The 13,725-nt window shown below is 31.2% G+C and carries 11 protein-coding genes; all 11 read left to right on the top strand.

Annotated features, from left to right (window positions below; all coding sequences use genetic code 11):
• The first annotated feature begins 122 nt into the window (after positions 1 to 122).
• Positions 123 to 803 (top strand): response regulator transcription factor, encoded by a 681-nt coding sequence (locus ACH2BV_RS15300; RefSeq protein ID WP_395051670.1) that lies wholly within the window; start codon positions 123 to 125, stop codon positions 801 to 803.
• A complete protein-coding gene (locus ACH2BV_RS15295; RefSeq protein ID WP_395051653.1) occupies positions 800 to 2,080 on the top strand; it encodes a sensor histidine kinase in 1,281 nt (426 codons plus the stop codon). The genes ACH2BV_RS15300 and ACH2BV_RS15295 overlap by 4 nt, the downstream gene beginning before the upstream one ends.
• Positions 2,081 to 2,114: 34 nt before the next feature.
• Entirely contained in the window at positions 2,115 to 3,245 is a 1,131-nt protein-coding gene (locus ACH2BV_RS15290; RefSeq protein WP_395051652.1) for a serine hydrolase domain-containing protein, read from the top strand.
• A gap of 130 nt (positions 3,246 to 3,375) precedes the next feature.
• Positions 3,376 to 3,828, top strand: coding sequence for a PepSY domain-containing protein (locus ACH2BV_RS15285; protein WP_395051651.1), 453 nt, complete (start codon positions 3,376 to 3,378; stop codon positions 3,826 to 3,828).
• A 79-nt stretch (positions 3,829 to 3,907) separates the two neighbouring features.
• Positions 3,908 to 5,212 (top strand): hypothetical protein, encoded by a 1,305-nt coding sequence (locus ACH2BV_RS15280; RefSeq protein ID WP_395051650.1) that lies wholly within the window; start codon positions 3,908 to 3,910, stop codon positions 5,210 to 5,212.
• An 11-nt stretch (positions 5,213 to 5,223) separates the two neighbouring features.
• Positions 5,224 to 5,868 carry a phosphatase PAP2 family protein gene (locus tag ACH2BV_RS15275; RefSeq protein ID WP_395051649.1) on the top strand — a complete coding sequence of 215 codons (645 nt, stop codon included), beginning with the start codon at positions 5,224 to 5,226 and terminating at the stop codon, positions 5,866 to 5,868.
• 62 nt (positions 5,869 to 5,930) lie between these two features.
• Complete coding sequence (locus tag ACH2BV_RS15270; protein WP_395051648.1) at positions 5,931 to 6,953, top strand: YncE family protein; 1,023 nt, start codon at positions 5,931 to 5,933, stop codon at positions 6,951 to 6,953.
• Positions 6,954 to 6,980: 27 nt separating this feature from the next.
• Positions 6,981 to 8,219, top strand: coding sequence for a TolC family protein (locus tag ACH2BV_RS15265; RefSeq protein ID WP_395051647.1), 1,239 nt, complete (start codon positions 6,981 to 6,983; stop codon positions 8,217 to 8,219).
• 4 nt (positions 8,220 to 8,223) lie between these two features.
• Positions 8,224 to 9,144: an efflux RND transporter periplasmic adaptor subunit gene (locus ACH2BV_RS15260; protein ID WP_395051646.1), complete on the top strand. Its 921-nt coding sequence runs from the start codon at positions 8,224 to 8,226 to the stop codon at positions 9,142 to 9,144.
• On the top strand, positions 9,144 to 12,212 hold the full coding sequence (locus ACH2BV_RS15255; protein WP_395051645.1) for an efflux RND transporter permease subunit: 3,069 nt from the start codon (positions 9,144 to 9,146) through the stop codon (positions 12,210 to 12,212). The genes ACH2BV_RS15260 and ACH2BV_RS15255 overlap by 1 nt, the downstream gene beginning before the upstream one ends.
• A gap of 997 nt (positions 12,213 to 13,209) precedes the next feature.
• The coding region (locus tag ACH2BV_RS15250; protein WP_395051644.1) for a hypothetical protein at positions 13,210 to 13,725 on the top strand (516 nt) is incomplete at its 3' end.

Here is a 13,725-nt window from a genome sequence, read left to right as displayed (position 1 = left end):
CACTCTTGCGTTTTGGCAAACTTAACGTAAACAGACTTATAGTGGAGTTGAAGAGTAATGAATATAAAAATATTGATTACAATAGAATTACAATAGAATTATGCTTTATTTTTACAATCATTATGAAAATATTACTAATCGAAGACGAACCCGAATTGCAAAAAAGCATCAAACAATACCTTGAAATGGAAGGTAATGTAGTTGAATTTGCATCTGATTATAGTAAAGCTGCACAAAAAATAGCGCTTTACGATTACGATTGTATTTTGGTCGATATTACTTTGCCCAATGGTTCCGGATTGGATTTGATTAAAGAAATAAAACTAAAAAAATCGAGAGCTGGGGTTATTATCATTTCAGCAAAAAATTCGCTTGATGATAAAATTTATGGATTAGACCTTGGTGCCGACGATTATTTACCAAAACCATTTCATTTATCAGAATTAAATTCGAGAATAAAAGCATTAATTAGACGAAAAAGTTTCGATGGAAATCTTGAAATTATTGTCAATGAAATTAGAATTTTACCCTCCGAAAGAAGCGTTTTCGTGAATGGCAAGAATGTAGTCTTGACTTCAAAGGAATATGATTTACTATTGTATTTTATAGCCAATAAAAATCGTGTTGTTAGTAAAAATGCTTTGGCAGAACATCTTTGGGGCGATAATGCTGATCGTTTAGATAATTTTGATTTTATATACAATCACGTAAAAAATCTACGAAAAAAATTGCTAGAAAAAAAGTGTGAAGATTATCTTCAAACAATTTATGGAATAGGTTATAATTTTAAAACACAAGAATGAAGTTACTTGCCAAAACCAGTTTGTATTATTTGATATTTAGTATTCCTATTCTAATTTTCTCTGGGTTTATTTGTTATTATGTTATTACAACTGAAGTTAAGGATAGTAATAATGAATTATTGCTTAATCGTAAATTTCAAGTGGAACACTATTTGAAAAATAATGATAGCATTGCTTTACTTTTAATCACAAAAAGCAAGGAAGCCCAAATAGATAAAATCGCACATTCTAATTTTAAAAACGGAACAAAAACAATTTTCTCTGATACTTTAATTCTTGACAAAGAGGAGAACGAGTTGGCGGCTAATAGAATGATTACTTCTATTGTAAAAGTTAGAAATACCAATTATCAAATCAAAATTTGGCGAAGTACATTAGAATTTGACGAATTAATTGAGGGTATTTTTTATTTATTGGGTTTTATTTTATTTTTCTTTTTTTTGATTTCTTTGTTGATTAATTTTTGGGTTTCAAAAACACTTTGGAAACCTTTTTATAAAGCCATTCAGAATTTAAAGAATTTTAGGGCAAGTGATAATGAGCTTCCAGAATTTGAAAAAACATCGGTGAATGAATTCGCAGAATTAAATAATTCTCTTCATCAAATGATGGAAAAAATGATTGTCGATTATAATGGTCAAAAGAAATTCACAGAAAATGCTTCCCACGAAATTCAAACACCATTGGCAGTAATAAAATCGAAGGTTGATTTACTCATTCAATCTGAAAATCTAAAAGCAAACGAAGTGGAGCTAATTGTTGCTATTGATGATGCTTGTTCCAAATTAATTAGATTAAACAAATCATTATTATTACTTACCAAAATTGAAAACAGACAATTTAAAACCACTGAAAAAGTCTCCGTCGAAAAAATTATAGATCAATCGTTGCTTTTATTTGAAGAACATATTAAAGCGAATAAAATTAAAGTGCTAAAAAATATTGAAGAAGATTTTTTAATTAACATGAATGCCGATTTATGTTTGGTACTTATTAATAATTTGTTTCAAAATGCTATTAGACACAATAATGAAGGGGGTGATATTGTCATTTTTATTAGGAATAATGTAATTTCGATACACAATACAGGCAAGGAGGAACCACTAAATAAGGCATTACTTTTTAAACGTTTTCAAAAAAATTCAACTTCCCATTTATCAACAGGACTAGGTTTAGCCATAGCCAATGAAATAGCCGAAGTAAGTGGATTATCTTTAAAATATATGTTTATAGGCAATAGACACCTCTTTACTTTAAAAGTAATTGATAAAGATTAATTGTAAATCCATTTCGATTATAAATTTTATAGTAATGCAAAAATTCATACTCCTTTTATTGGTTTATTCGTTTTGTACTTCTTGTAATGTATATAAATCATTACGTTTTGGAGGCATTCCTAGTCAAGCCGATTACAAGCATTTTCCTCAAAGAATTGTGAGTAATGAAAGCCCTGTTTTTAATTTTTTTGAAGCCAATAAAGATTATGAATTAAGCGAGAAAATTGGCGTTATTAATCGTGATCTAAATTCTACCAATATCAGCCTAGATAGTTTCGCTACAATACATAAAACAAATGCTCTATTAATTATACGCAACGATACTATTTTATATGAAAATTACAGTAAAGGATTTAATGAAACTTCTGTTTTCTCTAGTTTTTCTATGGTGAAACCGTTTATTTCAACCTTGATAGGAATAGCGATTGATGAAGGTAAAATAAAAAGCGAAAATGATTTTATGGTGACTTATCTTCCTGAATTTAGGGCTAAATTAGGATGGGAAAAGATTACAATTAAAAATTTGTTACAACATACCTCTGGCATAAAATTTAGTGACGGTTTTTTAAATCCAATATCTGATAATGCTGAATTTTATTGGGGTAATAATGTAAGAGCTGAATTGATGGATTTAAAGTTGGAGTGTTTACCCAATGTAAAATTCAAATACAGTAGTGCCAACACCTTATTATTGGGCTTGATTATTGAGAAAGTAACCGGAGGAACTATTTCCAAAAATTTGGAAAATAAAATCTGGAAACCTTTAGGAATGGAAGCTACGGCAACTTGGAGTTTAGACCGGAATGACAATAAAGCAATAGAAAAAGCTTTTTGTTGTCTGCAAGCCAGAGCAATAGATTTTGCAAAGTTCGGGCGTTTGTATTTGAATAATGGCAACTGGAATGGTCATCAAATTATTTCAAAGCAATGGGTTTACAATTCAACACATTCGGATGCTGCCGGTAACAACAAACACTTTTACAATAATAATTGGGGAATTGGACCATTAAAATATGGCAGCTACTTTGCTGTTGGTTTATACGGTCAATACTTGTATGTCTATCCCGAAAAGAATATTATCATTGTTCGCTTTGGAAACACAGATACTTCTTATCATCCTAATTATTGGCAAAATATATTTCTTCAAATTATTGACCAGATGTAAAAACCACATCTTTTTTTAATAAACTAAAAAAACTGAATTGCTACCATTTTAGCATAGAATTAAAATAGAATTGTATCTAATATTTGTACTATAAAATTATTTACAATTAACTTTTAAATCTTAGAAAAAAATGAAAAAAGTATTTTTAGCAATGGCAATCGCATTCAGTGCAACACTTTTTGCACAAACTGAAGCAAAAGAAAAAGAAAAAAAAGTAACCGTTCCTAGCGCAGTAAGTGGTGCTTTTGCAAAAGAATTTCCAGGAAAAAAAGCTGGATGGGGAATGGAAGATGGTGGTTATGAAGCCGAATTCAAAATAAACGGTAGTGACGCCTCTGCTGTTTATGATAAAGCTGGTCATCGTAAGGCTTTGGAAGTTACTATTAAAACTGCCGAACTTCCTGCTAATGCTTTGCAGTATGTAAAGAACAATCACCCAGCAACTAAAATCACGGAAGCTGCAAAAATCACTGATGACAAAAATGTAGTTACCTATGAAGCTGAAATTGGCAAAGATGGTAAAACGTATGATGTGCTTTTTGACGCATCTGGAAAATTTATAAAAATTGTAGAAGGGGATTAGTTTATTTGGTTTAGTTAATGGGCAATTAAGAAATTGATTGCCCTAATTTTTTTAATATAATACTTAAATCCCCTATACTATGAAAAAAATAATTTATGTTGCACTATTAATTTTGGGCACATTTTCCAATGTTTATTCCCAAGAAAATGACACTATCCAAAAAAATAATTTTTTAAGAGTTTACTTAGACCAGAACACCAATGATAATAGCTATGTAAATTATCTTAAAGTTCATTTGTGGTATGTGAATTATGTACGTGACCCAAAGCAATCACAAGTACATATTTTTATAAATTCACAACCTACAGCTTCTGGAGGATTAGAATACAACATACGATTTATAGGAAAAGAAAAATTTGAAAAGAAAAATGATACTTTACAGATGATTGCCCCTGTTGATAACAGTAATCGCGATACTCGTGATCAGTTGGCTAATGTTATCACAATGGGTTTAATGCCCTATCTGGCTTTGAATGGTCAGCAAAAACATATGGCATTTGATTATACAGATAAAAGCAAACAGGTAGAGGAAAGTATTGATAAATACAAAAACTGGGTTTATACAGCTACTTTAAATACGGATTTGAATGGAGATAATGTTTCAACTGTAATTGTAGGAGACGCATCCTTTAGCGCTTCAAAAATTACTGAAAAATGGAAAGAACGTTTTAATATTTATGGGACTTTTGGAAGCAATAGTTATGAAACGACTACTTATAGTTCAGCGGGTTCAATATTCGTTAGAGGTATGGATGGATTAGTTGTAAAAAGTTTGACAGACCATTGGAGTTTGGGGTTGCAAGCGGGGTATTATGCCTCAACTTATAGTAATATAAAATCCCAATATTCAATTGCTCCTGGTATTGAGTATGATGTATTTCCGTATTCAGAATCAACAGATCACCTTTTCACATTCAAATATAGGTTGCAACCACTGTACAACACCTATATAGATCCAACAGTGTTTTCAAAAACAAAAGAGTTTCTTTTAAATCAATTGATTGATGCAACCTACACACATATTACAACTTGGGGTAATCTCTCTACAACTTTGACAGGTGCCTACTATCTGAATGTTCCAAAAGCGTATCGAGTAGATTTAGTTACCCAAATGAATTTTAGATTAGCGAAAGGGTTATTTTTTAATGCTACTGGATCCGTTGCTTTAATAAATAACCAAGTTTCGTTGAGTTCAATAAATTTAACTCCGGAGCAAATTATCTTGAGGCAGAAAGAAACACTTACCAATTTTAGTTACAATTTACAAGTTGGACTAAGATATACCTTTGGTTCCATATTTAACAATATTGTAAACCCAAGATATGAAAATGGAGTGAATGTAGACAATGAAGTAATACAACAAGCCAAAGAAACAGCTGATTAATCTAATTTATAATGAGGAAAAAAAATAAAGATTCTATTTTTAAAATAGCAGCTTTTATTATACTATTATTTTATGGATGCTTTTCTAATGCCCAAAATTTAGATATTAAACTTTTAAGGAGTATTAATCTTGGTGGTAAACAATCCTACGACCCAACTTTCAAAGTTATAAGTAATAGTGCATCACCTATAAGCATAGCGACTCCAATAATTATATATTCTATAGGTCTGCTCAATAAAGACGAGACATTACAAAAGAAAGGGATTTTCATTGGAGAATCCTTTTTGGTTAATGCTTTTATTACAGTTGCATTAAAAAACACTATCAAAAGAGACCGTCCATTTGTAACCTATCCTGATATAGAAAAAGAATCAGATGGCGGTAGCTACTCGTTCCCTTCAGGACATACATCCGAAGCATTTTCTACGGCTACTTCGTTAAGCATAGCATTTCCTAAATGGTATGTAATAGTCCCTTCGTATTTATGGGCTGGTGCAGTTGGTTATTCGCGTATGGATATAGGAGTTCATTACCCTAGCGATGTTTTAGCAGGTGCAATCGTGGGAAGCGGTTCGGCTTATCTTACTTATAAATTAAATAAATGGATTAATAAGAAAAAACAAAAAAAGATTTTTTTTGATGGAAAAAAAGAATAGAAAAAAGCAATTAATGAAATCAAATTTTAATTCTGATATTTACACTCTTAAAAACTACCTCAATGAAAAAATCACATTTTCTGTTACTAATCGGTTTTAGTTTTGCATCAGCAATAAGCCAAACCTACAAAGTTTCCAAAAAAATTAAAATCGTAGGTAATGAAGGTTGGGATTACCTGGCGGTTGATGAAGTAAAACAACATTTATTTGTTTCGCACGGAAGCGTTGTTAATGTGGTAGATTTAATTACAGACAAAACAATTGCGACAATTGTAGATACTAAAGGAGTTCACGGCATTGCTATTGCAAACGATTTGAATAAAGCTTTTATCACCGATGGTAAGGACAATGCGGTAACAATTGTAAATCTGGAAACCTTTGAATTAATAGAAAAAGTAACTATTGAAGGTCAAAAACCAGATGCCGTTTTGTATGACCAATTTTCACATAAGGTTTTGACTTATAATGCCAAAAGTAATGACGCAACAGTTCTTGATGCTGTTACCAATAAAGTGTTAAAAACAATTCCACTTGGAGGAAAACCTGAATTTTCGGTTACCAATACTAAAGGTTTGATTTATGTAAATATCGAAGATAAAAACGAAATAAAAACCATTGATGCCACCAAATTAGAAGTTACAGCAACTTGGAGTATTGCACCTGGCGATGAACCATCTGGACTAGCAATTGATTTAGAAACTAACAGATTATTTTCGGTTTGTGGAAATAATTTAATGGTAATTGTTGATGCCTCAAATGGGAAAACTATTAAAACCTTACCTATTGGAGATGGTTGTGATGGAGTTGCTTTTGATGCCAAAAAGAAACTGGCATTCAGTTCCAATGGAGATGGCACCATTACAGTTATAAAAGAAGAAAACGCTACTAACTTTTACGTTTTAGAAACTGTAAAAACTCAAAAAGGAGCACGAACAATAGCTTTGAACAAAACCACAAATCAATTGTATTTACCAACAGCTGAATTTGGTGCTAAACCTGAACCAACTACTGAAAACCCAAAACCAAGAGCAAGTTTAATTCCAAATTCTTTTGCAGTTTTAGTTGTTGAAAACAATATCAAATAGCCTGCTTTTTTTGTATAAATTTATCCAATGAAAAACATCCTTTGTTTCATTCTTGTACTGCTTACCATTAAGTCTTTTTCGCAAGAAAAGGACTTACAATTTTATATAGAAAAGGCACAAATCAATTCACCCTTATTGATAGATTTGTCTAATCAAATTAAATCAAATGCTTTAGATAGCTTGATTAATCGAGCCAATTATAAGCCCCAAATTACAGGAAATCTTAATGCTAATTATGCTCCAACTTTAAATGGATATGGATACGACACCGCTGCTACCAACGGTCAAGTAGTTTCGGGTTTGATAAGTGTAAATCAAAAAATTATTGGAAAAAGCATCGTCAATTCGCAAGCTGAAACATTCAAATTAATGCAAGATGGATTGCTTTTGAATAAAACTATTGCCTTAAAAGATTTGAATAAAGCCATAGTTTCTCAATACATAACTGCATCAGGAAGTTTAGAACAAATGGATTACAATCAAAAAATGATAAGCCTTTTAAAAAATGGAGCTGTTGTTTTGAAAAAATTGACTCAAAATTCCATTTACAAACAAACCGATTATTTGCTTTTTCTTTCGACGGTAAAACAACAGGAATTACAAGTTTTAATGCTCAAGCAACAATATCAAAATGATTTAAGTTTACTCAATTATTTATCAGGAGAAACAGATACAACATTTGTTAAATTAAAAAATCCAGATATTATTTTGAAGAATATTCAAAATAACGATAAAATTGTTTTTCTAAAACAATTTGAAGTAGATAGTTTGAAAATTAAGAACCAAAATAAATTAATCGACAACAATTACAAACCTTCTTTATCCTTGCTTGCCGATGGAGGATATTTATCGAGTTTTACATACCAAGGGTATAAAAACATTGGGCTTAGTGTTGGCTTAGGATTGTCAATTCCGATTTATGATGGTAATCAAAAATCGTTACAACATCAAAAAAACGAAACGGCGTTAGCTACCAATTTGGCATACAAAAAGAATTTCAACAAGCAATATGCGCAGCAATTATTAATGCTCAACCAGAAATTGAAACAAACTATAGAAACCGAAAACCAACTGCATTCGCAACTAAAAATTGCCGATGCTCTTATCGAAGCGGATAAAAAATTATTATTGTCTGGCGATGCTCAAATTACTGATTTTGTTATTGCAATCGGAAATATAATAACTATCAACAATAGCATTTCGCAAAATAAAATAAACAAGCTCCAACTTATAAACGAAATCAATTACTGGAGTTCTAATAACTAATACTATGAAGAAATTTATTTTATCTTTTTTACTAATCGCTATCTTTTTTTCTTCTTGCAAAGATACCACAGTTGCTGAAAAACCTATTGACGCAAGTGTTCCTGTAACATTAACTACAATTGACACCTCAGGAATTGCAAGTTATATTGATCTTAATGCAACGGCAACTTATCTGGTTAAAAATACTGTCAAATCTAATGCAACAGGTTATTTGAATTCGGTTAATGTAGCAACTAATGATTTTATAACCAACGGAAAGGAGTTGTTTTCTATTAAAACCAGAGAAGCCAAAGTTTTAGGAAACACCATCAATAAAATAGATCCATCTTTAAATTTTGGCGGTGCCATAAGGGTGCGTTCTAATACAAATGGAATTGTAACGATGGTCAATGTACAACAAGGTGATTATGTTCAAGATGGTGATGTTTTAGTTATAATTAACGATGCCAAAAGTTTTGCAATTATTTTGAGCTTGCCTTATGAATTGAAAAGTTACGTTTCAATTGGTCAGCAATTGACTGTTACTTTACCTGATGGTACATCAAGAATTGCAACAGTTCAAAAATTTTCGCCAACTGTTGACGCCACTTCACAAACGCAAAATGTTGTTTTGAAAATAAACGGCAAACAAGACATTCCCGAGAATTTAATTGTAAAGGTTCGGATATATAAATCTTCTAATTCCAAGACTGTTTCATTGCCAAAATCTGCCGTTTTGAGTGATGAAACCGAAACCGACTTTTGGATTATGAAAATGATAAACTCTAATACAGCAATTAAAGTTCCAATACAAAAAGGAATTCAAACAGAAGATAGAATTGAAATCTTATCACCCGTTTTAACTCGTGATGATAAAATTTTACTTACTGGAAATTATGGAGTAGCAGATACGATTAAAGTAAAAGTGATTAAAAAAGAATTGTAATGAACAACTTTTTTGTAAAACATAAAAATGGTTTAAGTGCCGTTATCTTCCTAATTATTTTGGGAGGATTTTTTGCGTATTCAAAAATGCAAACGAGTTTGTTTCCCGAAATCACGTTTCCAAAAATAAAAATCATTGCCGATGCAGGACAACAACCCATCGACAAAATGATGATTACGGTTACCAAGCCGTTGGAAAATGCCATTAAAAAAGTACAAGATTTAAAAACGGTTCGCAGCACAACCAGTCGTGGAAGTTGCGAAATTTCGGCTTTTATGGATTGGAAATCCGATATTGATTTGAGTAAAACCAGAATTGAAGCTCAAATTAATCAAATTAAAAATGATTTACCGCCAGATACTCAAATCACGGTCGAGAAAATGAACCCTTCTATTCTTCCTGTTATTGGTTATGCAATTGAAGGTAAAGGGAAATCGGCGATTGAGTTAAAAAAAATAGCCAATTTTACCATCAAGCCATTCCTTTCTCAAATTGACGGTGTTTCTGAAATTCGGATTATTGGCGGAAAAGAAAAAGAATATTGGTTGGCGTTAGATTTTAATAAAATGACTGCCCTTGGGATAACTCCAAATGCGATTTCGCAAGTTTTAAGCCAAACCAATTTTATCAAATCTAATGGTTATTTAGCTGATTATCGGTATTTATATTTAACAATTACCGATGCACAAGTTGATAAAAAAGATGAACTCGAAAACCTGGTAATTAGCAATAACGGAAAAGGAATTGTAACACTAAAAGATATTGCTACTGTAGAAATTAAAGAAGCAAAAGAATACATCAAAGTTAATGCTAACGGTAAAGAAAGTATTTTAATTGCAGTTATTAAACAACCCAATTCTAATTTAATTTCGCTTTCTGACGCAATGAATGTAAAGTTGCAGGATTTAAAAAAAATACTTCCAAAAGATATTACTATAAAACCATTCTATGAACAGGCAAATTTTGTAAATGATGCTGTAAAAAGTGTTACCGACAGCTTGTTAATCGGGTTATTATTAGCCATAATTGTTGCTGTTTTATTTCTGAAATCGGCGAAAGCCAGTGCTACAATATTAATCATAATCCCGGTAACATTAGGATTGACATTAATTGTTTTATACCTCACGGGAAATACTTTCAATATTATGACTTTGGGTGCCATTGCAGCGGCATTGGGATTAATTATTGATGATGCGATTGTAGTTGTAGAACAAATTCATCGCACACACGAAGAACATCCTGACGAGCCAACAGTTACTCTTTTGCAAAAAGCAATTCATTATTTGTTTCCTGCAATGGTGGGTTCTTCCATCAGTACAATCGTGATTTTTATTCCTTTTGTATTGATGAGTGGTGTTGCGGGTTCTTATTTTAAAGTGCTTACAGATACAATGATTATTACTTTGGTTTGTTCGTTTTTTGTTACTTGGTTACTGCTTCCCGTAGTTTATTTGTTGCTGTCTAAAGAAGAAAGAACCAACTCTGAAAAACAAGAAATAATTAAAATTCACGAAGTAAAAACCCAAAATTGGGTTGGTTATTTTATTGGGAAACCTATTATTAGTATTGCTTTTTGTGTTGTTTTAGTGCTGTCTATTTTTATTATTTTACCCAATTTAGAAACTGGTTTTTTACCTGAAATGGATGAAGGAAGTATTATTTTAGATTATGAAAGTCCACCAGGAACTTCACTTGAAGAAACGGATAGAATGTTGAAAGAAGTCGAAAAAATTATTATAAAAATTCCCGAAGTTGAAGCATATAGTAGAAGAACTGGAACCCAAATGGGTTTTTTTATAACCGAGCCTAATCGTGGAGATTATTTAATACAATTAAAGAAAGACAGAAGTAAAACCAGTAACGATGTAATTGACGAAATTCGTGCCAAGGTTGAAGCTACACAACCCGCTTTGCGAATTGATTTTGGTCAAGTTATTGGCGATATGTTGGGTGATTTAATGAGTTCTGTTTCTCCTATTGAAGTAAAAGTTTATGGAAATAATCAAGTAGAATTACAAAAAATAGCCAAAGAAGTTAGTGCCATTGTTGAAAAAGTAAAAGGAACTGCCGATGTTTTTGATGGTATTGTTTTGGCTGGACCAGCAATTAATATTCAACCTAATTACTCTCAATTGGCACAATATGGAATTACACCAACCGATTTACAATTTCAAATGCAAACTGCTTTGGAAGGTAATGTAGTAGGCAGTTTGTTGGAAAATGAAAAACTAACACCTATCAGATTGATTTATGCCAACGGACAGAAACGAAGTTTGGAAGACATTAAACAACTCAAAATATTTTTGCCCAACGGACAATCCATTCCTATTTCGAGTTTGGTTACTATTTCGGTTCAAAAAGGCGTTGCCGAAATTGAGCGTGAAAATTTACAGATGATGAGTGTCGTAACAGGAAGATTGGACAACCGAGATTTGGGAAGCGTAATGAAAGAAATTCAGACCAAAGTTACCCAAGATGTTCATTTGCCAAGCGGCTATTATATTGAATATGCTGGAGCTTACAAAGACCAACAACAATCTTTCAGAGAATTACTACTGATTTTAATTGCTTCTTCATTATTGGTTTTTGGTGTAATTTTATTTCTTTTTCGAGATTTCAGAATTGCATTGGTTATACTTTTAATTTCGGTTTTAGGAATTGCAGGCAGTTATATTTTACTTTTTATAACTAGAACACCATTAAACGTTGGAAGTTATACAGGAATTATTATGATTGTGGGCATCATTGCCGAAAATGCAATTTTTACATTCTTGCAATTTAGAGAAACTTTCAAGCTGACAAGAAATGTAAATCAATCTATAATTTATTCTATTTCAACCCGATTGCGACCAAAATTAATGACGGCTTTAGGAGCAATTATAGCACTTTTACCATTAGCAATTGGAATAGGAACTGGTTCAGAATTGCACCAACCTTTAGCCATTGCTGTAATTGGTGGATTTATTATAGCAATGCCATTATTGCTAATTGTTTTACCAAGCTTATTAGCACAAGTTTATAAAAACGAGAAACATTTTAAACATATTCTTGAGAAATATCAAAATTGAAATCTAAAATAACAACATTTGGTGATATAAATAAAATCCTAAAATTTAATATTCAATTTTGATTTAGTTGATAACTCTCAAAATTTGATTATTAACATTAATTAATTTTTATTAATTTAGCCTAAATAATTAATATTAAAAGTACACGATTCAGTACACGATTTTCAAGTAAAAGACTAAAAAACCCAATCTCTCTCTCGCTACTTAAAAATCAAGAAAAAAGGTATTCTACTTAATTTCTTTTTTGGGTGAGGAATTTTCTCCGAACACTCTTATTTTCAATGCTCCCATTTCTATTACAGAGAGAATTTTGGGGTCTAAATAATACTTCTCAATCACACTATTATTTGAATGCGAAGTCAGTAATCCTGTCTCATTCCCCATAACTTGATTCGCCCAACTGATATATGTTTTGCGTAAAGTCTTCAAACTTATATCTTTCGTAATTCCTGCGCCATTTTTATAATCATTAAAGGACAATAATTTGTATTATTTCAGAATACAGGAATAGATAATTCAATAAAAAACTACACAAATACACTAAAATTGAATTGTCTTTTAAAGATTTTTATATTTATTTCTTCTATAAAATATTCTTATACCCCCCAAAAATAACACTCCTGTTCTAAGTAGTGTTTATTTATAAATTTCTATGTGTAAAAATAAAAAAATATTTACTTTTTGTAAGTTTTTTTATAAATTTATAAAATTACTGTGTATTTCATCTGATTTATAATGCTTTTAATCGGCTTGTTTGAAATTATTTGTACTTTTACTCATTATAAAAATAAAAAAACACACACTATTTTATCATCAAAAAAAGTGTCTTTAATTTGATTTTTATATATAAGAAAAACAATACATAATTCAGTTTGTGAGAAATTTTTAGATAATAAAAACATATTCAATAATAATGCATTTAATAAATTTTAAAGCACAAATTAATTGAAAGGAAAAATAAATCTAAACTATAGATTCAACGATTTTTTTTTAAGCCATGAAGAAAAATTACTATATATTTATTCTTGTATTTTTATATTCTCTGTGCAATTACGGACAGTGTTCTCCTGATATTACTCTTCCTAGTATTACTCCTGGAATAGACCAGTCTTCTACTACTGATTTTGGTGCTTGTTTGGCCATCGTAAACGTAACTGATGCTGTTTTTAGCGATAATTGTTCTGGTGGAATATCTATAGCTTTTACCTTAAGTGGAGCTACTACTTCAACATCCATCTTAGGTCAAGTAGGAACATATTCTTTCAACAAGGGAGTAACTACTATCAATTATACCGTTACTGATGCTTCAAGCAACTCAATTACAGGTTCAAAAACTATTACCGTTACCGATAATGAAAACCCAACTATTAGCACTGTTCCTGTTGTTGCTACAACCAATACCGGATGTACTGCTACTGGAGTCGTTTTGACTGTTCCAACCACTGCCGATAATTGTTCCGTGGCTTCTATTACCAACAATCATCCCTCTACCACTTATTCTCTAGGAAACACA

Source organism: Flavobacterium sp., assembly GCF_043780635.1.
Lineage (GTDB): Bacteria > Bacteroidota > Bacteroidia > Flavobacteriales > Flavobacteriaceae > Flavobacterium.
This window is presented reverse-complemented; position numbering and strand designations above follow the sequence as displayed.

Excerpts from the sequence above, each read along its gene's own strand:
- ACH2BV_RS15300 (WP_395051670.1), top strand. The coding sequence starts at position 123 with ATGAAAATATTACTAATCGAAGACGAACCCGAATTGCAAAAAAGCATC.
- ACH2BV_RS15295 (WP_395051653.1), top strand. The coding sequence starts at position 800 with ATGAAGTTACTTGCCAAAACCAGTTTGTATTATTTGATATTTAGTATT.
- ACH2BV_RS15290 (WP_395051652.1), top strand. The coding sequence starts at position 2,115 with ATGCAAAAATTCATACTCCTTTTATTGGTTTATTCGTTTTGTACTTCT.
- ACH2BV_RS15285 (WP_395051651.1), top strand. The coding sequence starts at position 3,376 with ATGAAAAAAGTATTTTTAGCAATGGCAATCGCATTCAGTGCAACACTT.
- ACH2BV_RS15280 (WP_395051650.1), top strand. The coding sequence starts at position 3,908 with ATGAAAAAAATAATTTATGTTGCACTATTAATTTTGGGCACATTTTCC.
- ACH2BV_RS15275 (WP_395051649.1), top strand. The coding sequence starts at position 5,224 with ATGAGGAAAAAAAATAAAGATTCTATTTTTAAAATAGCAGCTTTTATT.
- ACH2BV_RS15270 (WP_395051648.1), top strand. The coding sequence starts at position 5,931 with ATGAAAAAATCACATTTTCTGTTACTAATCGGTTTTAGTTTTGCATCA.
- ACH2BV_RS15265 (WP_395051647.1), top strand. The coding sequence starts at position 6,981 with ATGAAAAACATCCTTTGTTTCATTCTTGTACTGCTTACCATTAAGTCT.
- ACH2BV_RS15260 (WP_395051646.1), top strand. The coding sequence starts at position 8,224 with ATGAAGAAATTTATTTTATCTTTTTTACTAATCGCTATCTTTTTTTCT.
- ACH2BV_RS15255 (WP_395051645.1), top strand. The coding sequence starts at position 9,144 with ATGAACAACTTTTTTGTAAAACATAAAAATGGTTTAAGTGCCGTTATC.